Genomic DNA, 24,491 nt, shown 5'->3' with positions numbered 1-24,491 from the left:
GCCGTTGTTTATTCTAGCATAATCCTGGTAAAAATCAACTTTAAAAAAATTTAGTCAGGCGAAAAAAGCAGGAAAGTCATTGCTGGTACGCGAATACATAGTACAGACAGTGTGAAAAGGGAGGGCAAGGCATGAGCTTAGGGATTAACGGTAAAATTTTGCGAGTCAATTTAACGCAGGGGACCCATGCCATCGACCGGCCGGATGAAGCCTGGTACCGGATGTATCATGGCGGGCGGGGGTTGATTGCCTATTATTTGTACAAGGAGTTGAAGCCTGGGATTGATCCATTGGGACCGGACAACAAGCTGATTTTTGCAGCCGGACCGCTTACCGGTGAACCATTTGGCGGGGCGGGACGCAACAGTGTGGGGGCCAAGTCCCCTTTGACAGGGGCGTATGGTGACGGTGAAGCAGGCGGGTTTTGGGGATCATTCTTAAAGCGTGCCGGGTATGATGCCGTCATTGTGGAAGGGCAGGCAGAGAAACCTGTCTATATTGCCATTGAGGATGGTCAGGTCGCTATTCATGATGCCAGCGACATTTGGGGCAAAGATACGGCCTATGTCGATGAATACTTAAAAGCAAAACATGGCCGGGGAGCGAAAGTATGCCAATGCGGTATTGCCGGGGAAAACCTGGTCCGCTATGCCACAGTGGTCAATGACATTAACCGCATGGTGGGACGGACCGGAATGGGGGCTGTGATGGGCTCCAAAAAGCTGAAAGCCATTGTGGTCAAGGGCAAGCAAATGCCCAAGATGAGCAATCCCCAGAGAGTGAAAGAGCTGGCCGCCTGGATGGGCAAGAACCATGCCGAGTTGACCAAGGGTTTTCACAAGATGGGCACTTCAGGGATAGTACAACCCTTAAACCGGATTAGCGGCTTGCCTACCCGCAATTTCAGGGATCCTTTCTTTGAATATGCTGAACAAATTTCTGGTGAAGCAATGCACAGCCAATTTAATGTGAAAGACGACACCTGTAATGCCTGTCCCATTCGCTGCAAACGGGTGGTGGAGTCGGAAGAACATCAGGTGGACGGCCGTTTCGGCGGAGCCGAGTATGAACATTTAAGTGCAATCGGCTCTAATCTGGGCATCAGCGATTTGGCGGCCCTGATGAAAGCGACAGAGCGGTGTAATGCTTACGGAGTAGATGTCATTTCCTTGGGGGTCACCATTGCCTGTGCCATGGAAGCCTATGAGAAAGGCATCATCACCAAAGAGGATACAGATGGGATTGAGCTGACCTGGGGCAATGCCGAGGCCCTGTTGACCCTGATCGAAAAAATATGCCGGAGGGAAGGTATCGGCGATCTCTTAGCTGAGGGCAGCATGCGTTTTGCTGAAAAAATTGGCGGCGGGGCAGAGGAGTTTGCTCTAAATATCAAGGGGTTGGAGTTACCCATGCATGAACCCCGCTTGAAGCAGGGGATGGGTGTCGGCTACGCCATCTCGCCCACGGGAGCCGATCATTGCCACAATCTGCACGATACGGGAACAGCCAAAAACGTGGACTTTTTCAAACCGTTAGGCGCCTTTAAGCCAGTTCCAGCAGACGATATCGGCCCGGAGAAGATTCGCATGCTTGTATATTTTACCAATTGGCGTCACTATATGAACAGCGCAGTGGTGTGCCAGTTTTTACCCTGGACCATTGATCATCTCGTGGAGTTGACCAATGGCGTCACGGGCTGGGACACCAATGTGTGGGAATTAATGAAAGTGGGCGAACGGGCCGCCACACTGACGCGCCTGTTTAACTTGCGGGAAGGTTTTACAGCGGAGGATGACCGTCTGCCCAAGCGGTTTTTCAAGCCGTTTAAGGAAGGGTATATTAAAGGCAAAGCCCCCTCGGAAGAGGACTTCCGGCAGGCTATCCGTTATTATTACCAGATGATGGGCTGGGATGAACAAGGTGTCCCTACGGACGGCAAACTGGCCGAGCTGGGCATTTTATGGGCCCGGGATAGCGCTGCCAGGGAAGTCACCTCTATTGAGCAGAGCTGATGTATTTACCACCCGATGACAGAGTGCATTTTTATTACATCAACCACTAACATCAACAAATAAACATTAACAAAGTCATTTGCAAAGAAGGGATCGGGATGCATATTTATCTGAGAGCCTATGGTCATTTGGAACATTATCTGCAGCAAGGGGAATATGCTGGGGATGATAAACAGTGGGTAAAGCTGAAAACAGACAGTCCTGGCATCAAGAGCATCATCCGTTCTCTGGGCATCCCTGATCAGGAGGTTTGCTTTCTTGTGCGCAACGGGGAATTTATGGACTGGGATGAACAGGTGCAGGAAGGGGACCGTATCGAACTGATTCCCCCCATAGAGGGGGGGTAACCAACCTTTTGTATAAAGAAATGAAAATAGCAGCTGGCTTGCAAAAGACCGAACATTTTGACCCCACTGTGCTGGATGCCCAGACGGTGTTAAAAATAGCCACGATTGAGGGAGCAAAGCTGCTGGGGGTATAGTGCTTAACTTTTACGGCGCTTGCCCTTGTAATTGTCATCATACATGGGTATAGTATAAGTGAGGTGGGAAAGATGACGGAGTGGGAAAACAAACACGAAGCGTTAGACTGCCACGGGAGCGGGCGCCGGGGGCGGGCACCGGCTGAATTGAAAGAAAACCTGATCCGCCGCCTGAACCGGATTGAAGGGCAGGTCCGGGGCATTAAAGGCATGATCGAGCGGGATGTATACTGTGATGACATCCTCAATCAAATGGCTGCCGTGCAATCGGCTCTTCATGCGGTGTCCAAGTTGCTGCTGGAAAGCCATATCAAAACCTGTGTGATGGAGCGGCTCAAAGAAGGGGACCAGGAAGTGACCGGGGAATTTATGAAAACCATCTCCAAGTTAATTAAATAACAAGAGAGTCAATCAGTGTGGTTTCGGTTTTCTTGAATACTATACAGGGGTATGCTATATTAATAATGAATCATGTGATTCAATACAATCGACACTAACACCAAAACAACTTTGGAGGAGAGTCAATGATGAAGGAAGTCACACTGAAAGTGGAAGGGATGTCTTGTGCTCATTGTGTATCTGCTGTAGAAAAGAGTGTCGGGGCGTTAGAGGGCGTTTCTGACGTGAAAGTCAATCTGGATCAAGGTCTGGTTGAGGTCAAATTTGACGACAGCATAGTCAGTGTGGAAAAGATCAAAGAAACAATCGATGACCAGGGATATGATGTGGTATCTTAGGAGAGTATTTTAGAAAAGCTGGACTGTTTTCGGCTTCTGGCAAATCGTGTTACGGAAAAGGTAGCACGATTCCTTTTGGATTGAATGATACCCTATAAGGGTATAAACAGGTTAAAGAAACGGGGTGTCAGCTGTGACTCAAACACGGCAGACCAGTTTTAAAGTGACAGGCATGTCTTGTGCCGCTTGTGCCAACCGGATTGAAAAAGCATTATACAAACTTGACGGGGTACAAACTGCCCATGTGAATTTGGCTTTGGAAAAGGCGACAGTAGAGTATGATCCACAACAGGTGGACCTGTCCCGGCTGGAAGCACGCCTTGAACAGCTGGGATACGCTATAGTAAAAGAAAAGGTTGAATTTGAGGTCGACGGCATGTCTTGTGCCGCTTGTGCCAACCGCATTGAAAAAACGTTAAACAAAATGGCAGGCGTTTTTCAAGCCAACGTAAACTTTGCCCTGGAGAGGGCTGCTGTGGCCTACAACCCCGCTGAGGTTACCCCGGAGGAGATGATCACACGCATTGATCAGCTTGGCTTTAAACTGAGCTTAAAAGAAGATCGGGCTGGTTTGGACCAAGCACAGGACCGGGAGACCGGCCGTCAATTTCGCAAGTTTGTGTGGGCTGCCGTTTTCTCACTTCCTCTCTTATGGACGATGGTAAGCCATTTTGAATGGGCAGCTTTTATCTGGGTGCCGGATGTGCTCTTGAACCCGTGGGTGCAATGGGCTTTGGCCACTCCGGTACAGTTTGTGATCGGCTGGCAGTTTTACAAGGGGGCGTATAAAGCGCTGCGCAACAAAAGTGCCAATATGGATGTGCTGGTGGCCTTGGGGACTTCTGCCGCCTATTTTTACAGCCTGTATTTATCCATCGATTGGCTGAGAACAGGGGCTCATCATGTAGACCTTTATTACGAAACCGCAGCCATCATTATTACGTTGATTTTACTCGGAAAATATTTTGAAGCAAAAGCCAAAGGCCGCACCTCCCAGGCCATCAAAAAGCTGATGGGCCTAAAGCCCAAAACAGCGCTGGTGATCCGTAACGGGCAGGAGATTGAGATTCCAGTGGACGAAGTTGTTGTGGGTGACATTATTTTGGTTAAACCCGGTCAAAAAATTCCGGTTGACGGGGAAGTGATTGCTGGTCGTTCCGCAGTGGATGAATCGATGCTGACTGGAGAAAGCATCCCGGTGGACAAAGAAGCGGGCGATGAGGTGATCGGAGCGACGATCAACAAAAACGGCACGCTTAAAATTAAAGCGACCAAGGTAGGTAAAGATACGGCCTTGGCCCAAATTGTGCGGGTCGTGGAAGAGGCGCAAGGTTCCAAAGCGCCCATTCAGCGCATGGTGGATAAGGTCTCCGGCATCTTCGTCCCTATTGTGGTGATTTTTGCCTTTCTTACGTTCTTGTTCTGGTATTTGATCCTAACCCCCGGACAGTTGGGCAGCGCCCTGATCCCCACCATCTCTATTCTGGTAATTGCTTGTCCCTGTGCCCTGGGGCTGGCCACTCCGACTTCGATCATGGCCGGTTCGGGCCGTTCAGCGGAATACGGCATCTTGTTCAAAGGCGGTGAACATCTGGAGAAAACCCAGGAGATTACGACCGTCGTCCTGGATAAAACGGGCACCGTGACCAAGGGTGAACCGGAAATGACGGATGTACTGGTGAACCCTGATGCCGGACTCAGTGAGGAGGAGCTGTTAAGGCTGGTCGGTTCGGCGGAAAAACCCTCCGAACATCCTCTGGCCCAGGCCCTTGTGCAAGGTATACAGGAAAAGGGGATAGCGTTAAAAGAACCGGAACAGTTTGAAGCGGTGCCCGGACACGGAATAACGGCGGAAGTAGACCAGCATCAGGTGTTAGTCGGTACCCGCCGCCTGATGGCTAAACACAGTATTGACGTCTCCCCGGCCTTAGGGCAGCTGGAACAGCTTGAACAGGAAGGGAAAACCGCCATGCTGGTGGCCGTAGATAGCACCTATGCCGGGATTATCGCCGTTGCCGACAGAGTGAAAGAAACATCTCGAGAGGCCGTGGCCCGCATGAGGGCGATGGGCCTGGAAGTGCTGATGATCACGGGAGACAATGAACGGACAGCCCGCGCCATTGCCAGACAAGTGGGCATTGACCATGTGCTGGCCGAAGTGTTGCCTGAAGGCAAGGCTGATGAAGTTAAAAAACTGCAACAACAAGGGAAGAAAGTGGCCATGGTGGGCGATGGAATTAACGATGCTCCTGCCTTGGCTGTGGCGGATATCGGCATGGCCATCGGTACGGGTACTGATATTGCCATGGAAACGGCGGATATAGCCTTGATGCGGGGGGATTTGAACAGCGTGGTTGATGCTTTGCTCATGAGCCGCAAAACGATGCGCAACATCAAACAAAACTTGTTCTGGGCTTTTTGCTATAATACTGCAGCCATCCCTGTGGCTGCAGCCGGCCTTTTGCAACCTTGGATGGCCGGGGCGGCGATGGCTTTCAGCTCCGTTTCCGTTGTGTTGAATGCCTTAAGGTTGCAGCGGGTTAAATTATAACAGGCAGACCAATGAGAGCACACCCCCTCAGGTGTGCTTTTTCTTATATCGGAGTGGGCCAAAACAAGATTCATTCACTTTAAAACGGCTGTTTACACCAAACAGGATAAGGGTATCTTAATGTAAGAAACTGAAATAGCGGAGGGTGTTAGGGATGCCTGCTGAGGATATGGAGAATCGACACCGTTGGGAACGGGTATTTGGGGTTAACCTGGGCTATATTCAAGATAAATATGAACAGTACCTGCATGATCCCGGCTCAGTCGAACCAGAGCTGAAAACTTTATTTGAGCGGTGGGGACCGCCCCCTATGGTTGATCAAGATCATCAGCCTGTGCGGGACAGGAAAAGAGAAAGAGGGGCGCCACAAATAAGTGCATACCAACTGGAAAAAGCGGCAGCTGCCATGCAGTTGGCCCAACATATTCGTACATACGGCCACTTGGAAGCCAAAATTGACCCGTTGCACGAGGGGGAGACGGAGCACGTTTCCCTGCTTGATCCAACTGCTTACGGCCTGACTGAAGAAGATCTGCGCGCGTTGCCCGCAGCCGCCGTCTGGCCTGAAGCGCCGGACAGGATGGAAACAGCTTGGGATGCCCTTCACCACTTGAAGCAAGTGTATACTGAATCCCTGGCTTACCAATTTACCCATGTTCATGATCCTGAAGAACGCAAGTGGCTTTGCCGCTGGGTGGAAACGGGCCGGGCACATGAGCCGTTGAGCAGTAAGGAAAAGGTGGCACTGCTTAACAGGTTGATTGAAGTAGAAATGTTTGAGCAATTTTTGCACCGCAGATTTGTAGGGCAAAAGCGCTTTTCCATTGAAGGGTTAGATGCGCTGGTGCCTATGTTGGATGAGCTGATCAGCCAAGGGGTTCACAGCGGTATTGAGCACATCATGATTGGCATGGCCCACCGCGGGCGGCTGAACGTGCTGGCCCATGTACTGGGCAAACCTTATGAGCTGATTTTTTCCGAGTTTCATCATTCACCCAACAAAGATTTGGTGCCGTCTGAGGGTTCGGTCGGCATTAACTATGGCTGGACCGGAGACGTGAAATACCATCTGGGAGGAAAAAGGGCTATCCAGGCGGATAATGTGGTTAGGGCACGGTTGACCTTGGCTAATAATCCCAGTCATTTAGAGTTTGTGAACCCAGTGGTTGAAGGCTTCACCAGGGCTGCACAGGAAGAACGGACAAAGAGGGGCTACCCCGAGCAGGATGTCAACAAAGCGTTTGCTATTCTGATTCATGGCGACGCGGCTTTTCCGGGCGAAGGGATTGTGGCGGAGACTCTAAATTTAAGTCAGCTGCGCGGCTATCATACAGGTGGCACGATTCACATTATTGCCAACAACCGTCTGGGATTTACCACAGAAGAGCGGGATGCCCGTTCGACCAAATATGCCAGTGACCTGGCCAAGGGGTTTGAGATTCCCATTGTCCACGTCAATGCTGATGATCCCGAGGCGTGTCTGGCTGCTGTCCGGCTGGCCTACGCCTACCGCCAGCGCTTCCATAAGGATTTTCTGATTGACTTGATCGGTTACCGCCGCTTTGGACACAATGAAGCGGACGATCCAGCGGTGACCCAGCCCAAGCTCTATGCGAAAATTAAACACCATCCCAGCGTCCGGGTACAATATGCACAGGCCTTAATCAAAGCAGGTCTGGTGACAGAAGAGCATATAGAAGAGATGGAAAACAAGGTCGTGGAAAAATTAGAAGCGGCTTATCAACGGGCTATGCAGAAAAATAAAGGAGATACATTTCATTTAGATCCGCCGGAAGTGCTGAGCGGATCACTGCCTGATATTAACACCAGTGTCCCGCTGGACACGCTTAGGACCATAAACCGGAATTTGCTTGACTGGCCCGAAGGATTTACGGTTTATCCGAAATTGAGACGTATCCTGGAACGGAGGGCCAATGCCCTGGCTGATGACGGAAAAGTGGACTGGGCGCTGGCTGAAATACTGGCCTTTGCCACGATCCTCCATGACGGCATCCCCATCCGGCTGACCGGTCAGGATACGGAACGGGGGACGTTTGCCCACCGGCATTTGGTTTTGCATGACAGCAAAACGGGTGAATCCCTTTCGCCCCTCCATGTGTTGCCCGAGGCCCGGGCCTCGTTTGCTATCCATAACAGCCCACTGACAGAAACAGCGGTGCTGGGCTTTGAATACGGTTACAGTGTCTTTACCACAGATACCTTGGTCCTGTGGGAAGCCCAGTACGGGGACTTTGCCAATGTGGCCCAAGTGATATTTGACCAATTTATATCGGCTGGCCGGGCTAAATGGGGTGAAAGATCCAATCTGGTCGTGCTCTTGCCCCACGGCTATGAAGGGCAGGGACCGGAGCATTCCAGCGCCCGATTGGAACGTTTTCTGCAATTGGCCGCTGAAAATAACTGGTTTGTCGCAAACGTGACCAAAGCGGCCCAGTACTTCCACCTTTTGCGCCGTCAAGCCTTGTTATCAGGGCGTGAAGAGGAACGGCCGCTGGTCATTATGACTCCCAAAAGCCTGATTCGCAACCCGCGTGTCGCTTCTTTTCCCCAAGCTTTAAGTGAGGGCCGTTTTCACCGGGTCCTTGAACAAACCGGATTGGGACAGTATCCCGAGCGTGTCGAGCGGCTGATCTTGTGCAGCGGCAAAATTGCAGTGGAGTTAGAGGAAAAGCTGGAGAAAGCAGAGGATAACATGGACTGGCTGCATATTGTGCGTGTGGAGGAGCTCTATCCTTTTCCCAAACAAGACATCCAACAGATCATTCAACGGTACGAGGGATTGCAAGAGATCGTCTGGGTGCAGGAAGAACCGCGCAATATGGGAGCTTGGCGTTACATGGAGCCCTATCTAAGGGACGTGGCGGGAGAGATTCCTGTCCGTTACATTGGGCGGCCCGACCGCTCCAGTCCGGCAGAAGGTTTGCATGAGGCCCACAAAAAAGAACAGGAAAGGATTGTGCAGGAAGCCTTAAGACGCTAAACACACAGCAAGAATATACACAGCTTAACCTGTTATATTCCTACTGAGGGAGGTATCTGTCATGGTGGAGGTCAAAGTGCCTGAACTGGCCGAATCCATCACTGAGGGAACGATTGTCAAATGGCTCAAAGAAGAGGGGGATTTCGTCAAGCAGGGAGATATCCTGCTCGAACTGGAAACGGATAAAGTCAATTTGGAAATCAATGCTGAACATGATGGCATCTTGCGTAAACATCTCAAACAGGAAGGAGATGCGGTCACAGTGGGAGAAGTGATTGCCCTCCTGGATGAAGAAGCAACGGGTGAACATCGGACAGCAGATAAGTCACCAGGCGAAACCCAGGATGAAGAAAGGGATAAGGATGGCAACATGGAGGCGGACGATTGGGACAGCACCCTGGGTAAGGAGCAGCTGGCCACCCCTGCCGCCCGTCGGCGGGCACGCCAGCAGGGCATTGATTTGGGCCAGGTTGAAAGTCTTGATCCCTGGGGACGGATCCATGCTGCAGATATAGAAAAGCACAAGGGAGCACCCGGACGGGCAGTGAACGGAGAAAAAGGGGAACGGGAACAAAAGCAGGTTCATCCGGAACAGGCAAAAGCCTTAGAACAGAAGATGTATGAGAGCAAACCGGTGGAACGGATACGCATGTCGCGCCGCAGGCAGACCATCGCCAGACGTTTGGTTGAAGCCCAGCATACAGCTGCTATGCTGACCACTTTTAACGAAGTGGATATGACCGCTATCATGGAACTCCGTAAGCGGCACAAGGAAGCCTTTTATCAAGAGCACGGGGTCAGATTGGGTTACATGTCTTTTTTCACCAAAGCGGTCATCGGGGCCCTGAAAAAGTTTCCTTTGTTAAATGCAGAGATTCAAGGTGACGAGATTGTGGTCAAGAAATATTATGATATCGGCGTGGCTGTTGCCACCGACCAGGGGCTGGTGGTTCCTGTTGTGCGTAATGCAGACAAGTTAAGTTTTGCCGAAATTGAGCGGGAAATAGCCTCTTTAGCCGAAAAAGCCCGTCAAAACAAGCTGAGTGTCAGTGACTTGCAAGGCGGAACCTTTACTATTACCAATGGGGGAGTATTTGGCTCCCTCCTGTCCACCCCGATTCTCAATCCCCCTCAGGTGGGCATTTTGGGCATGCATAAAATCCAAATCCGTCCGGTGGCAGTAGATGAAGAGCGGATGGAGAACCGGCCCATGATGTACATCGCCCTGTCCTATGACCATCGCATTGTGGACGGAAAGGAAGCGGTCAGCTTCCTGGTCAAGGTGAAAGAGTTGCTGGAAGATCCCGAAACGTTGCTATTGGAAGGATAAAACTAGGAATAGGATTCCCTGACAGAAGCGGGGAATCCTTTTTTTTGCCGGATATCCCTACCCTTAAGTGTTATACAACGGCCCTTTTTGGTTTTGGTATAATCGTAGCAAGAAAAGAAGGTGCCTACGATGCCGGATGGGAGTGGTTCTCATGAAAGTAAAACGCTATGGATGGCTGCATTGGCAAGCATGTCACTGAAGTGATCGAAAATACAAGGATGCATATCGTGGTCAAAACAGGTGTACCTGAGCTGGCTGAGGTGTAACAGATCAAAGGCAAACAGATGATTGCCCACCGCATTCCGATCAAAAACAACAAGGGTGAAGTGGTGGCCGCAGTCCGGCCACCGTTTTGCTGGTGGGTGAAAGCGGAACAGGAAAGGAACTTTTTGCCCATGCTATTCATCAAGAAAGCAAACGGGCCTATGGACCATTTATCCGGGTCAATTGAAGATGTCAAAATTTTTGTGATTGTCAGGGAAGGAGAACAGCTTTCACCTGAAGAATTATTAGATTGGTGCCAGGAACGGATGGCTTATTTTATGGTCCCCCGCTATGTTGAGTTCACCAACGCCTTTCCCAAAACGGCCACGGAACGGATCCAAAAATTTAAACTGAAGGAAATGGGGATCGGCAATGCCTGGGACAGGGAGAAAGCTGGCTATGTCGTCAAGCGGGATTAATCAGGAAAGGAGAGGGGAATGTGGTGTCCAAAAAGGACCTAAAGCTCAGTACCTTTGCCGAGTTTCGCCTGCCGCCAGAGGTGTACTACGGACAAGGGGCTTTGTCCACATTAAAGGATGTGGTGCCCTGTCTTGGTTCCAAAGTGCTCATTATTAGTGATGAAGTGATGGAACAAATAGGCCATGTGGAGCGTTGTGTCACTTATGTGCAAAAAGCTGGAGCAGCCCATGTCACTTATATGGGTGTCAACACAGAACCAACAGATGTGTATGTGGATGAAGCACTGCAGATGCTGCAGGAACAGAACTGTGACCTCATTGTGGCGGTTGGTGGGGGAAGCTGCATAGACACTGCCAAAGCGGTTGCTGTGGTGGCTACAAACGGCGGATATATTGGTGAGTATGTGGGAGGGCAAAAACCGATTACAAAGGAACCTGTTCCGCTTATTGCCATTCCCACTACAGCTGGTACCGGATCGGAAGTGACCAGTGTCACGGTTATCACCAACACCACTGCTGATGTCAAAATGATGATCAAGCATCCGGCCTTTATTCCTGCTGTTGCCATTGTTGATCCGCTCTTGACTGTGACTTCACCTCCCAAGTTGACTGCAGCTACCGGGGTAGATGCCTTGTGTCACGCCATAGAAGCCTATCTCTCCAGAATGGCTCAGCCGCTGACAGACACATTGTCCTTAGAGGCCATTCGCTTGATCAGCTCATCTATTCGCCGTGCATATCAACAGGGAGAGGACTTGGAAGCCAGAGACAGGATGACCTTGGGCGCCATGCAAGCAGGTATTGCTTTTTCCAATGCCTCAGTCTGTTTGGTGCATGGTATGTCCCGGCCCATAGGCGCTTTGTTTCATGTTCCCCATGGGATGTCCAATGCCATGCTGTTACCGGCAGTACTGGAGTATACTTTGGAAGCTTGTATTGATCGCATGGCAGTGATCGGCCGTGTCATTAAGCCGGAGCTGGAAGGGCAAGATGATCAAAAGGCCGCACAGGCAGCGGTACAGGAAATTAAACAATTGTGTCGGGATCTTAACATTCCCAATATGAAAACATGGGGCATTGATGAGAGCCGGTTTAGAAAAGTCTTGGATAAAATGGCCCAGGATGCCCTGGCTAGCGGCAGCCCGGCCAACAACCCACGGGTTCCAACCCATGAAGAGATTGTCAAACTGTATGAGTATTGTTATGATTATGATTATTAGCGGATTAGGTTGCATGGGCGTTGGTGTTGTTACATCAGCGCCTTTACATGCTTGTTTGGACATATGTTTTTTGAGGAAGATAAGTGAATAAGGAAGTGAAAACCCGTGACTCAAATTGATTTTTTAATCTGGGTTACCTCATGGCAAAATCCATTTTTAAATGCTTTGGCTGCCGTGTTTACATTTATGGGGAATGAGGAATTTTATTTTCTTATTTTACCTTTGGTGTACTGGTGTATGTCTAAAAAAACCGGTTTTCGCCTCTTTTATATCTTTCTGGTCTCCGTTTATGTCAATGCCTTGATTAAAATTTATACCGGTCATCCACGCCCAGTGGGAGTAGAGGGGATTCACTCTATTTTTGTTTCATCGGCAGAGGTTGGCAGTCACTATCCCTATGATTCTTTTCCCAGTGGCCATGCCCAAGGCTCCACGACATTGTGGGGGTATCTGGCTTATGTGCTCAACAAGCCTTGGTTTTGGGTTGTTTCGGTTATCCTGATTTTTTGTATTTCTTTTTCCCGTTTGTATGCTGGATTACACTGGCCTATTGACGTGGCAGCTGGCATCTTGATTGGCATCATTGTCCTGGTTGCCGGGTTTAGGGCGGCACAAACGGTCAGCCAGCTTCCAGTCTGCTTGCAGTGGCTGTTGGCTGCCGGGTTTCCTCTCCTTCTTTTGGTTGTGTTTCGGGAACCTGAAGGGGTGAAGTATGCGGGTTTTTTGTTGGGAGCCGGCGCAGCCTATTTGGTGGAGCAACGCTATGTTCAAATGAACTTGCGTACAGCGGTGTGGAAAAAAGCAATAGCCTTTTTGATTGGTATGGCCGGGATCATCACCTTGCAAACCGGTCTGAAAATCATCTTTCCTACTTATCTGTTAGCTGATTTTCTCCGCTACACCATCATGGGCATCTGGGGGATTGGTCTGGCACCCTGGATCTTTGTCAAACTGGGACTGTATCCCTCGGACCTGGACATGGGCACTCCTCTCGCACAGAAATCAGTGGGTGCCCCTTAGGGCTTAGCGGGAAGCCAAAGTGGACAGAGTGCTGGTGTAAGCACCAGCCTCTTTTTATTTGTGACCGTTAATTATTTCCTAAATAACACGGATGTGTTGGTTTCGGGACTTGTATAAGCAATGACAAAATTTAAAACGGTCAAAGATGGGGATGGATTAATGTATGTATGCGGTCGGTCCCCAGAGAAGCGGATCGAGTCATGCTCCTCCAAGTGGTATGTTTCCCCGTCCACTTCAACGGTCAGTTTGCCCGACATCACGGTCACAAATTCTACGACACCCGGTGCGTGGGCTTCTGATGGGTATTCACTGTGAGCTTGCAGGTATCCCCGATAAAGTTCAAAAGATCCTTGCGCCCCGAACAAAGGTTCAACGGTAAAGGAGTCATTGGCACTGGTTAATATAAGTCCTTCATTTTTACGGGCAAGAGAGACATTGGCCTCAACAGACAATAAAGCGGTGATCGGGATTGAGAGACCGTTGGCAATTTTCCAAATAACTGACAAGGTGGGGTTCGCTTCGCCTTGTTCAATTTTAGCCAGGGTCATTTTGCTTACCCCGATCTGGTTAGCCAAAGCTTCCATACTGAGGCCTCTGCCCCGGCGGATTTGGCGCAATTTGGCGCCAATGCGCTTGCCGACATTGTTTTCTTCCCATGGGTTATTGCTAGACATGGTATGTGCCTCCAAATGGAAAGATACAAACGAAAGGTGGTCAATCGCCTGATAGTATAATATAATATACTTTAATTAAATTAAAATATACTAACGAGAGGAACTTTTCCAAATCGCTTAACATTGTAAAGTTTCATCTTACTTAGAGTCATTATAGCAAATCTGAAAGAGAAAAAGGACAGGGCTGGGGGAAGCGTATGGAGCAAATAGAAAAACAGGTTAACCGACAGATGGATAAAGGGGCGTTAGCCCAGGGCGTTTCGGCTGGCATTCCGATTATGATTGGCTATCTTCCTATTGGAGTGGCCTTTGGTGTTATCTCCAGAGAAACGGGAGTGCCGCTTTTGGATACGGTGTTGATGTCCAGCTTGGTTTTCGCGGGTGCTAGTCAATTTATGGCGATTAACATGATCGCTATGGGCGCAAGTTTTGCGGAGATTGTTTTAGCAACTTTTGTTCTTAATTTTCGACACTTTGTGATGAGCATGTCTTTGATGAACCGGGTCAGGGAAGTGCCCAGGTCGTGGAAAGCAGCGCTCTCTTTAGGCATCACCGATGAAACCTTTGCCGTCGCTTCATTGCAAAAAGAAAAGCCTCATCAACTCTTTTTGGGCGGACTGATGTTAGCGGCTTATGTCTCCTGGGTGTTTGCTACTCTCCTGGGAGCGCTTCTCTCCAATGTCATCCCTCCAGAGATCGGTGCCAGTATGTCCATTGCCCTGTATGCGATGTTTATTGGTTTGTTGGTGCCGGCCATCCGCCAGTATTGGAAAGTGGGTCTTATTGCTGCACTCAGTGCAGGGCTTTGCACGTTGTTTTCATCCATTTTAAGCGGAGGATGGGCGATTGTCTTGGCCACGCTGCTAGGTGGGTTGGCAGGAATATTGGTTATTGATGTTGAGGATGATGAGGAGTGAGCGTATGGGGTTGTTGCTGATTATTTTGGGCATGGCTGTGGTGACGTTTGTGCCAAGATTGCTGCCGGTGTTTATTATCGACCGTTTAACCCTACCTAAATGGATGCACAAATGGTTGCGGAGCATTCCTTATGCGGCTTTGGGCGCGCTTATTTTTCCCGGGATTTTATCGGTGGAACCAAGTGCCCCTGCGATTGGTGTCATAGGTGGCGGGGTGGCTGCGCTTATCGCTTATTTCCGTGGGCATATCCTGTTGGTCATACTGGCGGCCATTTTAACGGTATTTACCTTACAAATGTGGTTGTTATAGACATGTTCGTCCAAGAGAAAGCCAGCTCCTTGCAGGTTTGATTCCTGCGGGAGCTGGCTTTGAAGTTTAGAACAAGCCTTCTACTTTGCCTTCATTGTCGATGTTCATTTTCAAGGCGGCCGGTTCTTTGGGCAGACCGGGCATGGTCATCACGTCCCCTGTTAAGGCCACAATAAACCCAGCACCGAGAGAAGGTTTTAGCTCCCGGATGGTCAGGGTGAAGCCGGTGGGGCGTCCCAGCCGTTTGGGATCATCGCTGAATGAATATTGCGTTTTGGCCATACAGATGGGCAATCTACCCCAGCCATACCTTTCAAACTGCTCCATTTGCTTTTGGGCCTTGGGTGAAAACTGGACATCGCGGGCACCGTAGATATTAGTCGCAATGGCGCGTATTTTGTCGGCAATGGAAGCTGCCAAGGGATAAGTAAATCTTAACGCCTCATCAGCTGCAGGGTTTTTGTTTTCTTTATCGGCTTGTGGTCTTTCAACAAGCTTGATGACGGTTTCAGCTAACGCCTCACCGCCACGGCCGCCCTCAGCCCAAACGCGGCACACGGTAAAAGGAACGCCTTGTTCGTGGCACCATTGTTCAATCACATTGATTTCTGTTTCTGAATCATGCAGGAAGTGGTTAAGGGCCACGACACAGGGCAGACGGAAGTGGCGCATAATGTGCACGTGCTGAGCCAGATTCTCTAATCCCTTTTTCACTGCTTCCACATTTACCACTTTTAACTGGTCTTTTGGCACGCCACCATGCATTTTCAAGGCCCGGACGGTCGCCACGATCACGGCAGCATCTGGTTTGAGCCCCCCAGTTCTGGACTTAATGTTGATAAATTTCTCTGCCCCTAAATCGGCGCCAAATCCTGCTTCAGTGACGGTGTATTCTGCTAGTTTTAAAGCCATTTTGGTGGCCACCAGGCTGTTGCAGCCATGGGCAATATTGGCAAAGGGTCCACCATGAATGAAAGCCGGGGTGTTTTCCAGGGTTTGCACCAGGTTGGGTTTTAACGCATCTTTTAACAGCAAAGCCATAGCCCCTTGCGCCTTGAGATCGGCTACGGTCACCGGCTGTTTGTCATATGTATAACCGATCACCATGCGGGATAAGCGCTGTTTCAAATCCTCAATATCTTCACTTAAGCACAGGACGGCCATCACTTCTGAAGCAACGGTAATGTCAAAGCCGTCCTGCCGTGGAACGCCTTGGGCAGGGCCGCCCAAACCAACCACGACCTGGCGCAGGGCCCGGTCATTCATATCTAGAACGCGTTTCCAGATGATCCGGCGCGGATCGATCCCCAGCTGGTTTCCTTGATGGATATGATTATCGATCAGGGCAGAAAGAGCGTTGTTAGCTGCGGTAATAGCATGGATATCCCCTGTAAAGTGCAGGTTGATATCCTCCATAGGTAAAACCTGGGAGTAGCCGCCTCCGGTTGCGCCTCCTTTAATCCCCATTGTCGGCCCCAGTGAGGGCTCCCGCAAGGCCACAACCGCTTTACGGCCTAGACGATTCAAAGCTTGCCCCAGACCGACCGTCACAGTTGATTTTCCTTCTCCAGCAGGAGTGGGACTGATACCGGTGACGAGGATCAGCTTTCCATCCTGTTTGGTTTTCAAACGTTTCAGGACATCCAGTTTCACTTTTGCCTTATAGTGTCCATATGGCTCATAGTCGTCTTCCTTGAGTCCCAGTAGTGCGGCAATGTCACCGATTGGCTTCAGTTTGGCTTGTTGGGCAATGGTAATATCATCTTGTACGATGGTTGGCGTTTGCATGCTTATGTCACTCCCGTTCTTGCTGCAGCTAAAGCTGTCAAAAATGTTTGTTTGAGTGGTTCTTGCTTATCACCCTATTTAAACCTTCCTACAATCTTCTATATTGTACAATATTATCACAAGTTATGAAATTGCTTGGTTAAAATGGAACTTTGTACAGCTGTGCCAAACAAAAAATCCCCGGACTGGGGAACTTTGTAAAGGGGAACTTGAAGGGGAGTATGGTTATACGGACTACATCATTATAATATCTCCCACAGCGGTAAAAGGTGAGTGGAAACATTAGCATTGATTTTAGCTTTAACCATACGCTTTTGATTGAGAAGGGGCGTATTCCCTTATTTCCACTCTCACTTTTCTGATTCTGCGGCTTTCCGCTTCTTCAATGGTCAGTAATAAATTTTCATAATACAGTTGTTCTCCTTTTTGGGGCACCCGTTGAAATTCTTCAACCAACCAGCCGCCAAGGGTGTGATAAACAGTGTCAGGAAGCTCCACCTTGGTCATGCGGGCAAATTCGTCTAAAGAGAAATCGGCGGAGAAAATATAAGTATTTTTATCCAGCTGGGTGATCACTTTCACTTGTTCATCATGTTCATCCCATATTTCCCCTACAATCTCTTCCAGAATATCTTCCATGGTGATCAAACCGGCTGTGCCGCCAAATTCATCAATCACAATGGCCATATGAATTTTATTTTTTTGTAGTTCCGGAAGTAGTGAAGAGATTTTCATTGACTCAACGACAAAGAGTGGCTTGCGTAACAACTTCCTGATGTCGACATGCTCGTGTTGAAGCAAAGAGGATAAGAACTCACGCTCGGATAGGATGCCGATAATATTGTCGATGCTCCCTTCATACACGGGAATCCGGGAAAATTTTTCCCTCAAAAAAACTTGTTTAATTTCTTCCACGGGTTGGTTAACTTCAACGGCCACCATATCGGGACGAGGAGTTAAAATTTCACCCACAATAATATTGTTAAAGTTAAGGGAACGGTGTACCAGTTCTTTTTCTGTTTTATCGATAACCCCTTCTTCCTCACTGATATCCACCAAAAGCTTAATTTCTTCCTCGGTAACGGATGGAACATCCTGTTTAGGACGTATAAGTTTGGACATTAAGCGCTTCAATTGGGCAAACAGCCAGCTGATCGGCGTAAACAGTTTCATCAGTAAATACAAGATGTTGGCTACGGCTAGGGAAAACGACTCAGCATGTTCTTTGGCAAATGATTTGGGCAAAATTTCACCAAAAACCAGGATAAGGATGGTCATGACGATGGTGCTGACGAGCATCCCCGTTTTTGGTCCGAACATCGCAACAAACAAAGAGCTGGCAATCGTGGCTGCTGCAATGTTAACCAGGTTATTTCCCACTAAAATGGTGGTCAGTGCTTTGTCAAAATGCTCTGATATATACAGTGCTTTTTGGGCTCCTTTTCGTTTCTCATCTGCAAAGTGTTTGAGCCGGATTTTGTTTGCACTGGAAAAAGCCGTTTCTGATGCAGAAAAAAAGGCTGACAGAACGAGTAACACCAACAAGATAATCCCAAAACTAACCGACACCTCGTCCAACTAAGCATCACACTCCAATACAAATGGGATTAAACACTATGGTATTTATTATAATTTATTATATATTAATTCTCATTATAAATTAATTAAGCGGCTAATTGAATACTTAGTCACCGCAGGGCCCGGCTTAAGTTACTGCATCAGCTGCAGCAGCTAAAAAGGCTGTGGAATTGCTCCACAGCCTTTTACTGAACCATGTTATAAGGTTAGCCGTCAGCTTTAAAGCTGCCTGTTTAAGCACTTTGCACCATTTGGCGCAACACTTTTTGCAAGATACCGCCGTTACGATAGTACTCGATGTCCACCACACTGTCCAGGCGGACAATAACGTTAAATTCAAAGCTGGATCCATCTTCACGGGTAGCCCGCACGGTGATGGTTTGACCCGGTTTCAGGTTATTGTCCAAGCCGAGGATATCAAAGGTTTCGTTACCTGTAATACCGAGCTGCTTCCAGCCCTGTCCTTCTGCAAACTGCAGCGGCAGAACGCCCATGCAGACCAGGTTGGTGCGATGGATCCGTTCGAAGCTTTCGGCAATGACTGCTTTGACGCCCAGCAAGTTGGTTCCCTTGGCTGCCCAGTCACGGGAGCTTCCGGTACCGTATTCTTTACCGGCCAGAACAACCAAGGGTGTGCCATCTTGTTGATACTTCATGGCAGCATCGTAGATCGGCATAATCTCACCGGTCGGCAGATATCTCGTATAGCCGCCCTCTGTGCCGGGGACCATTTGGTTGCGAATGCGGATGTTGGCAAAGGTACCGCGCATCATCACTTCATGGTTGCCGCGGCGGGAACCATAGGAGTTAAAGTCTTTGCGCTCTACACCCCGCTCCAGAAGATACTTGCCTGCCGGACTGTCAGGGGCGATGTTACCAGCCGGTGAAATATGGTCGGTGGTTACAGAGTCACCCAACAGGGCTAGTGCTCTCGCACCTTTAATTTCTTCGATGTCCCCCACTTCGGGCTCAAGGTTTTCAAAGAACGGAGGCTCCTGGATGTAAGTGGATTCGGGATCGAATTCATACAGGTCTCCCTTCGGCGCGTCAATTTCGTTAAAGCGCGGGTTGGATTCAAACACATTTTCATATTCTTTTTTGAATAAGTCTGAGTTCACCGTTTGCAGGGCAGCCTGCAACTCTTCCGGTGTAGGCCAAATATCTTTCAGGTAGACAGGATTGCCGTCTTTATCATGGCCAAGCGGTTCCTTCTGCAAGTCAATGTTCATGGTGCCGGCAATGGCATAGGCCACGACAAGGGGCGGTGAAGCCAAGTAGTTGGCTTTTACCTGAGCATGAATGCGGCCTTCAAAGTTGCGGTTGCCGCTTAATACGGAGCAGACGGTCAGATCGTTTTCGGCAATCGCTTTGGAGACCTCATCCGGCAACGGACCGGAGTTACCGATACAGGTGGCACAACCGTAACCAGCCACATGGAAGCCAAGGGCTTCAAGCGGTTCCATTAAACCGGCATCAATCAGGTATTGAGTGACCACTTTGGAGCCCGGGGTTAAGCTGGTTTTAACATAGGCGGGCGTGGTCAAGCCTTTCTCAACCGCTTTTTTGGCCACAAGACCAGCACCCAGCATCACGCTTGGGTTGGACGTGTTGGTACAGCTGGTAATAGCCGCAATCACCACAGAGCCATTAGTCAATTCGGAAGTTTCTCCGTTAGGATGCTCTACTTTTACTTTTTTGTTCAGTTCTTCATCGCTTAAGCCAAAGCCGCCATCCTCAACCGGTGCACGCAAGGTTTTGTTAAAGCTTTCTTTCATCTCGGACAACACAATGCGGTCTTGGGGACGTCTTGGCCCGGCAAGGGTGGGTTCAATGGTGCTGAGATCCAAGGTGATGGTGTCAGAGAAGACAGGCTCAGCACTGTCATCCGTTCTGAACAAGCCTTGGGCTTGATAATAAGCTTTGACCAGTTGGACTTGCTCTTCACTGCGTCCAGTGAGGCGGAGATAGTCCAGCGTTTGCTCATCCACAGGGAAAAAGCCCATGGTAGCCCCATATTCCGGTGCCATGTTAGCCACAGTGGCGCGGTCAGCCACACTGATGTTGGACAATCCGTCACCGTAGAACTCAACGAATTTGCCTACAACGCCTTTTTTGCGCAAGATTTGGGTTACGGTTAAGGCCAGGTCTGTTGCTGTGGCCCCTTCAGGCAGACGGCCAGTCAATTTGAAACCAACAACCTCCGGAGTCACGAAGTACAAAGGTTGTCCCAGCATACCGGCTTCTGCTTCAATACCGCCGACACCCCAGCCAACCACGCCGATGCCGTTAATCATGGTGGTGTGGGAGTCGGTTCCGACCAGAGAATCAGGGAAGACAACCTGTTCGCCGTCAACTTCCTTGGTTGCTGCCACACTGGCCAGATACTCCAGGTTCACCTGGTGCACGATACCGGTGGCCGGCGGAACGATTCTGAAGTTGTCAAAGGCCGTTTGAGCCCAGCGCAAGAAACGGTAACGCTCCTGGTTGCGTTCAAACTCCACCTTCATATTGTATTCCAGGGCATCTTTCGTTCCAAACTTATCTACCATCACGGAATGGTCGATAACCAAGTCAACGGGAACGAGAGGATTGATTTGTTTCGGATCCCCGCCGTCCTTGGCCACTTTGGAGCGCATGGCCGCCAGATCCACGACAGCAGGCACCCCCGTAAAGTCCTGCAGTACAATACGGGCAGGTTTAAACGGAATTTCACGGTCTTTATCTTCCGTTTCGGCCCAGTTGGCGATATGTTTAACGTGATCTTCTGTGATGGCTACCCCATCCACTTGGCGCAAAGCTGCTTCCAGCAGCACCTTAATGGAAAAAGGCAGCTTGGAGACCGGGCCAACTCCTTGTTCTTCCAGTTTGGGAAGGGAGAAATAGGTGTACGTTTGATCCCCTACTTGCAGTGAGGATTTGACGGAAAAAGGATCACGATACGTCATCAAAAAACCTCCTCCTCATGAGTGCCAAGCTTTAGCTGTGAAGCTGTCCCACCCTTGTTTTACTCTTTGAAACTTAGTTTCTTTTTACGACCTTATTATAGCTTAAATAAAAGGTGATGTACATATCAAATTCAGTAAAAGGGCTTTCAAAGTCGAAAAAATAACGAAAAAAATGATTTCAACCAAAAGTGGAGTTCAGCTCCAAAAAACAGTTTACCTTTACCTTCCAACAGAGTATAATTAGAAACTAAAAACAATGTTTCATACAATGAAACATTTGAGGGTGAACAAAAATGGAAAAAAAGACTGTAAGGTCTGTTGAACGGGCGCTGGATATTTTATTATGCTTTACAACCCAGCACGAATGGTCACTGACAGAAATTAGTCATCAGGTTGGTTTAAATAAGAGTACGGTTTATCGTTTGTTAGCCTCACTAGAGAAAAAAGGATTTGTCGCTAAAAATGAGGCCACGGAAAAATACCGCTTGGGCTTCCGCGTGTGGGAACTGTCCGCCCATTTAGAGCGGGTGGACGATCCAGCCGTGATGCTGTTGCCTGAAATGGAACGTTTGCGGGACATCCTGGATGAAACCGTCACCCTGTATGTACGGGATGGCAAGGAACGGGTCAGGGTTCAGGCCGTTGAAAGCAAGCAGACCATTCGCAGGGTAGCACCCATCGGCGTGCGCATGCCCTTAAATGTAGGGGCTTCAGGTAAAATCCTGGTGGCTTACGCAGAGCCTGATGTACAGGAAATGATTCTTAATGACCCCGATTGGCCTGAGCATATTGATAAAGAAGCCTTCATGCTGCAACTGTTGAAAATCCGCCAGTTGGGCTATGCTACCAGTGTGGAGGAACGGGAAGCAGGAACGTCTGCCATTGCAGCGCCCATTTTCAACCGGCAGGGTAAATGTGTGGCTGCTTTGGCTGTGTCCGGACCAACCGGAAGGCTGACTCTTGAAAAAATGGAAGAGATTGCACCAACCGTGATGGATTTTGCCTCCCGCATGAGCAAAATGGTCGGTTAAACCGGCATTTGTAATATTTTCCTGTTGCGTGTATCTTATATTCATTTCGGGCATGGGTCATCCTACTCCCAAGGAGTGATGACTCATGTCTTTTTGGCAGCGTATGGCAGACATTAATTTGCTCGTATGGATTAGTGCTGTCTTCATTTTTCATGGTTTGTTGTATTTGCTTTTGGGAACGCCCAACTGGATGAGTGTGACGCTGATGGCGACCTCGGTATGGGCCCTTGGTTTATTGATCATTCGGGCTGTCGGCCGGGCCTTGATCCGCCAAAAAACATAGACAATCTAGACAACGCCGGTCTGTGATGGAGGAGGCGATGCTGGTGAAAAAATTATGCCGTTTCAGCCGGGCTTTGGGAAGCGGTATCTTGATGGCCTGCTGGATCGTATTGCTTTTTAATGCCGGTTGCGCCATGTATAACCAAGAACAGCCGTTTCAAGCCGATTACAAGTTGCAGCAGCAAATGGACAAGAAAGGGAGCAAACCTCACAAAATTAAAGTAGATCATGATACGGCCAACCGTTCCAAACTGATCGCCAAGTCAGTGGAGGGGGTTACGGATGCAGCAGCAGTTGCCATTGATCAGGAGCTTTCTGTAGCGGTTGATGTGGCCCAGATGAAACGTTTTCAACTCAAAGGGATTCGCAAAGAAATATTCCATCGATTGCGCAAAGCCTACCCTGAATACCAGGTGCATGTCAGTACGGACCGCAAAATTCTGCAGGAGTTAAAAAAACTGGAGAAAAAAACGTACCAGCAGCAAACGGAGGCTGAGCAAAAACGTCTGCAAAAGATCAATCAAGATATGAAAGGGTAAAAGCGAATTGTAAGAGCGTGTTGTTGCCACACGCTCTTTTGCATGATGACGGGCCAATCTTCTACCTTAAAGAGTAGGGTGATCTCTTGTGTCATGAAAATCACTTCCTTCGCTTTCAGTCCTGTTTTTTATCATTTAATGTGCGCGGCTCGGTTGTCCGCATCCGCATGAGGGGCATTGGGGCCCGCAGGACAACGTCTAGCCAATGCAGGAAACGGTAGGGGGCAAACGGAGAGAGGTAATAACTTCCAAAACTGCGCAAACCGACCAAATGAATGTTAATTAAGATATAGACCATGATAATCCCGTACAACCCCATGGTGGCAGCCGCTGCCATGAGCACGAAGCGGAGCAGCCGGAAAGTAATGCCCACATTGTAAGCGGGAATGGCAAAGGAGGCAATGGCTGTCAGGGCCACCACGATGACCATGATGGGGCTGACGAGTCCAGCTCTGACGGCTGCATCGCCAATGACCAGACCACCTACAATGCCAATGGTTTGGCCAATAGTGCTAGGCAAGCGGATCCCTGCTTCCCTTAATAACTCTATCGAAAATTCCATCAGCAGTGCCTCGACAAAAGCAGGAAAAGGCACGCCCTCCCGCGCACCGGCAATAGATAAAGCCAAGGGGGTGGGGATCATCCCCTGGTGGTAGGAGACCATGGCGACATAGAGAGAGGGAAGAAACAAGGCCATAAAAGCGGCTCCATAACGGAGGAAGCGGATCACAGAGCCAATCTGCCAGCGTTCGTAATAATCCTCAGGGGATTTGAGCAATAGATGAAAGGTGACAGGCATTATTAAGACATACGGGGTTCCGTCCAGCAAGAGCACCACTTGACCATTGGTCAAGGCAGAGGATGCTTTGTCGGGACGTTCCGTTTGTTGCACCTGGGGGAAAGGGGATAAGACATCGTCTTCAATCAGCTGTTCCAAAGTGCCGCTTTCCGCCATGTCATCGACATCAGCACAGGCGACACGATAGCGTACTTCGTCGATCAGATCTTGGGTGGTAATCCCTTTGATATACATGATGGCAAAATCCCTTTTGCTACGCCGCCCCAGCTGACCGATTTGAATGACCAGGTTGGGATCCCTGAGCCTGCGGCGAATAAGGGAAATGTTGGTCCGCAAGTTTTCATTAAACCCGTCCCTCGGTCCGCGAATCACCACTTCACTCTCTGGTTCCTCAACGGATCGCTCATGTTTAATCTCCTTGGTCCCCAGAACAATTAATCCCTTAACCCCATCAATGACCAGGAGGATGGGAATAGGTAAGGCTTTGATATTATCTCCGCCTTTTCCCCTCCCCCACACCGTACGTGAGAGTTTCCCCTCATACGGCGTTCCATCCAAGTGAGTTTTAACCGATAAGTTCCATCTTGGCTTTC

The 24,491-nt window shown here is 49.3% G+C and carries 20 protein-coding genes and 2 pseudogenes; 17 read left to right on the top strand and 5 right to left on the bottom strand.

Annotated features, from left to right (window positions below; genetic code table 11):
* The first annotated feature begins 131 nt into the window (after nt 1–131).
* The 12 genes and pseudogenes from IEW48_RS03680 (at nt 132) to IEW48_RS03630 (ending at nt 13,035) form a co-directional block, all read left to right on the top strand.
* A complete protein-coding gene (locus IEW48_RS03680) occupies nt 132–2,012 on the top strand; it encodes an aldehyde ferredoxin oxidoreductase family protein (RefSeq protein WP_188622619.1) in 1,881 nt (626 codons plus the stop codon).
* Between the two features lie 98 nt (nt 2,013–2,110).
* Nucleotides 2,111–2,359 carry a MoaD/ThiS family protein gene (locus tag IEW48_RS03675; protein WP_188622618.1) on the top strand — a complete coding sequence of 83 codons (249 nt, stop codon included), beginning with the start codon at nt 2,111–2,113 and terminating at the stop codon, nt 2,357–2,359.
* Nucleotides 2,360–2,367: 8 nt separating this feature from the next.
* Nucleotides 2,368–2,493, top strand: coding sequence for a hypothetical protein (locus IEW48_RS17375; RefSeq protein ID WP_268236531.1), 126 nt, complete (start codon nt 2,368–2,370; stop codon nt 2,491–2,493).
* Between the two features lie 72 nt (nt 2,494–2,565).
* On the top strand, nt 2,566–2,892 hold the full coding sequence (locus IEW48_RS03670; protein WP_007503848.1) for a metal-sensitive transcriptional regulator: 327 nt from the start codon (nt 2,566–2,568) through the stop codon (nt 2,890–2,892).
* Nucleotides 2,893–3,020: 128 nt separating this feature from the next.
* Entirely contained in the window at nt 3,021–3,230 is a 210-nt protein-coding gene (gene copZ, locus IEW48_RS03665) for a copper chaperone CopZ (protein WP_188622681.1), read from the top strand.
* A 133-nt stretch (nt 3,231–3,363) separates the two neighbouring features.
* Nucleotides 3,364–5,781, top strand: coding sequence for a heavy metal translocating P-type ATPase (locus IEW48_RS03660; protein ID WP_188622617.1), 2,418 nt, complete (start codon nt 3,364–3,366; stop codon nt 5,779–5,781).
* A gap of 154 nt (nt 5,782–5,935) precedes the next feature.
* Nucleotides 5,936–8,782 (top strand): 2-oxoglutarate dehydrogenase E1 component, encoded by a 2,847-nt coding sequence (locus IEW48_RS03655; protein ID WP_188622616.1) that lies wholly within the window; start codon nt 5,936–5,938, stop codon nt 8,780–8,782.
* 61 nt (nt 8,783–8,843) lie between these two features.
* On the top strand, nt 8,844–10,112 hold the full coding sequence (gene odhB / locus IEW48_RS03650) for a 2-oxoglutarate dehydrogenase complex dihydrolipoyllysine-residue succinyltransferase (RefSeq protein WP_188622615.1): 1,269 nt from the start codon (nt 8,844–8,846) through the stop codon (nt 10,110–10,112).
* 328 nt (nt 10,113–10,440) lie between these two features.
* Nucleotides 10,441–10,560: pseudogene (locus IEW48_RS03645) on the top strand (sigma 54-interacting transcriptional regulator); the annotation flags it as partial.
* A 1-nt stretch (nt 10,561) separates the two neighbouring features.
* A pseudogene (locus IEW48_RS03640) lies at nt 10,562–10,795 on the top strand (AMP-binding enzyme); the annotation flags it as partial.
* Nucleotides 10,796–10,815: 20 nt separating this feature from the next.
* On the top strand, nt 10,816–12,015 hold the full coding sequence (locus IEW48_RS03635) for an iron-containing alcohol dehydrogenase (RefSeq protein ID WP_188622614.1): 1,200 nt from the start codon (nt 10,816–10,818) through the stop codon (nt 12,013–12,015).
* A 237-nt stretch (nt 12,016–12,252) separates the two neighbouring features.
* The gene (locus IEW48_RS03630; protein WP_229703928.1) at nt 12,253–13,035 is read left to right on the top strand and encodes a phosphatase PAP2 family protein; all 783 of its coding nucleotides are present in this window, start codon (nt 12,253–12,255) and stop codon (nt 13,033–13,035) included.
* Between the two features lie 71 nt (nt 13,036–13,106).
* Here the strand turns inward: IEW48_RS03630 and IEW48_RS03625 are convergent, their stop codons facing one another.
* Complete coding sequence (locus IEW48_RS03625; RefSeq protein WP_188622612.1) at nt 13,107–13,709, bottom strand: helix-turn-helix domain-containing protein; 603 nt, start codon at nt 13,707–13,709, stop codon at nt 13,107–13,109.
* Between the two features lie 197 nt (nt 13,710–13,906).
* Here IEW48_RS03625 and IEW48_RS03620 point away from each other — a divergent pair, with 197 nt between their 5' ends.
* A complete protein-coding gene (locus IEW48_RS03620; protein WP_188622611.1) occupies nt 13,907–14,626 on the top strand; it encodes an AzlC family ABC transporter permease in 720 nt (239 codons plus the stop codon).
* A 4-nt stretch (nt 14,627–14,630) separates the two neighbouring features.
* Nucleotides 14,631–14,936 (top strand): AzlD domain-containing protein, encoded by a 306-nt coding sequence (locus tag IEW48_RS03615; protein WP_188622610.1) that lies wholly within the window; start codon nt 14,631–14,633, stop codon nt 14,934–14,936.
* A 66-nt stretch (nt 14,937–15,002) separates the two neighbouring features.
* Here the strand turns inward: IEW48_RS03615 and IEW48_RS03610 are convergent, their stop codons facing one another.
* The 3 genes from IEW48_RS03610 to acnA all read right to left on the bottom strand — a co-directional run bounded on the left by IEW48_RS03610 (nt 15,003) and on the right by acnA (nt 21,247).
* Nucleotides 15,003–16,724: a formate--tetrahydrofolate ligase gene (locus tag IEW48_RS03610; protein WP_188622609.1), complete on the bottom strand. Its 1,722-nt coding sequence runs from the start codon at nt 16,722–16,724 to the stop codon at nt 15,003–15,005.
* A 300-nt stretch (nt 16,725–17,024) separates the two neighbouring features.
* Nucleotides 17,025–18,302 (bottom strand): hemolysin family protein, encoded by a 1,278-nt coding sequence (locus tag IEW48_RS03605; RefSeq protein WP_188622608.1) that lies wholly within the window; start codon nt 18,300–18,302, stop codon nt 17,025–17,027.
* Nucleotides 18,303–18,535: 233 nt separating this feature from the next.
* On the bottom strand, nt 18,536–21,247 hold the full coding sequence (acnA, locus tag IEW48_RS03600) for an aconitate hydratase AcnA (protein WP_188622607.1): 2,712 nt from the start codon (nt 21,245–21,247) through the stop codon (nt 18,536–18,538).
* Between the two features lie 293 nt (nt 21,248–21,540).
* Here acnA and IEW48_RS03595 point away from each other — a divergent pair, with 293 nt between their 5' ends.
* The 3 genes from IEW48_RS03595 (at nt 21,541) to IEW48_RS03585 (ending at nt 23,099) form a co-directional block, all read left to right on the top strand.
* Nucleotides 21,541–22,278 (top strand): IclR family transcriptional regulator, encoded by a 738-nt coding sequence (locus IEW48_RS03595; RefSeq protein ID WP_188622606.1) that lies wholly within the window; start codon nt 21,541–21,543, stop codon nt 22,276–22,278.
* A gap of 85 nt (nt 22,279–22,363) precedes the next feature.
* Complete coding sequence (locus IEW48_RS03590; protein ID WP_007504324.1) at nt 22,364–22,561, top strand: hypothetical protein; 198 nt, start codon at nt 22,364–22,366, stop codon at nt 22,559–22,561.
* Nucleotides 22,562–22,604: 43 nt separating this feature from the next.
* A complete protein-coding gene (locus IEW48_RS03585; RefSeq protein ID WP_188622605.1) occupies nt 22,605–23,099 on the top strand; it encodes a YhcN/YlaJ family sporulation lipoprotein in 495 nt (164 codons plus the stop codon).
* 115 nt (nt 23,100–23,214) lie between these two features.
* Here IEW48_RS03585 and IEW48_RS03580 read toward each other — a convergent pair.
* A partial coding sequence (locus IEW48_RS03580; RefSeq protein ID WP_229703926.1) for a spore germination protein occupies nt 23,215–24,491 on the bottom strand: 1,277 nt, incomplete at its 5' end.

It is taken from the genome of Caldalkalibacillus thermarum (assembly GCF_014644735.1).
GTDB classification, from domain to species: domain Bacteria; phylum Bacillota; class Bacilli; order Caldalkalibacillales; family Caldalkalibacillaceae; genus Caldalkalibacillus; species Caldalkalibacillus thermarum.
Note: the sequence above shows the minus strand (reverse complement) of the source record. Positions and strands in the feature narration are given on the sequence as shown.

Bases quoted from the DNA above. Each gene is read 5' to 3' on its own strand.
- IEW48_RS03680 (WP_188622619.1), top strand. From the start codon at position 132: ATGAGCTTAGGGATTAACGGTAAAATTTTGCGAGTCAATTTAACGCAG.
- IEW48_RS03675 (WP_188622618.1), top strand. From the start codon at position 2,111: ATGCATATTTATCTGAGAGCCTATGGTCATTTGGAACATTATCTGCAG.
- IEW48_RS03670 (WP_007503848.1), top strand. From the start codon at position 2,566: ATGACGGAGTGGGAAAACAAACACGAAGCGTTAGACTGCCACGGGAGC.
- copZ (WP_188622681.1), top strand. From the start codon at position 3,021: ATGAAGGAAGTCACACTGAAAGTGGAAGGGATGTCTTGTGCTCATTGT.
- IEW48_RS03655 (WP_188622616.1), top strand. From the start codon at position 5,936: ATGCCTGCTGAGGATATGGAGAATCGACACCGTTGGGAACGGGTATTT.
- odhB (WP_188622615.1), top strand. From the start codon at position 8,844: ATGGTGGAGGTCAAAGTGCCTGAACTGGCCGAATCCATCACTGAGGGA.
- IEW48_RS03630 (WP_229703928.1), top strand. From the start codon at position 12,253: ATGTCTAAAAAAACCGGTTTTCGCCTCTTTTATATCTTTCTGGTCTCC.
- IEW48_RS03625 (WP_188622612.1), bottom strand. From the start codon at position 13,709: ATGTCTAGCAATAACCCATGGGAAGAAAACAATGTCGGCAAGCGCATT.
- IEW48_RS03620 (WP_188622611.1), top strand. From the start codon at position 13,907: ATGGAGCAAATAGAAAAACAGGTTAACCGACAGATGGATAAAGGGGCG.
- IEW48_RS03615 (WP_188622610.1), top strand. From the start codon at position 14,631: ATGGGGTTGTTGCTGATTATTTTGGGCATGGCTGTGGTGACGTTTGTG.
- IEW48_RS03610 (WP_188622609.1), bottom strand. From the start codon at position 16,724: ATGCAAACGCCAACCATCGTACAAGATGATATTACCATTGCCCAACAA.
- acnA (WP_188622607.1), bottom strand. From the start codon at position 21,247: ATGACGTATCGTGATCCTTTTTCCGTCAAATCCTCACTGCAAGTAGGG.
- IEW48_RS03595 (WP_188622606.1), top strand. From the start codon at position 21,541: ATGGAAAAAAAGACTGTAAGGTCTGTTGAACGGGCGCTGGATATTTTA.
- IEW48_RS03590 (WP_007504324.1), top strand. From the start codon at position 22,364: ATGTCTTTTTGGCAGCGTATGGCAGACATTAATTTGCTCGTATGGATT.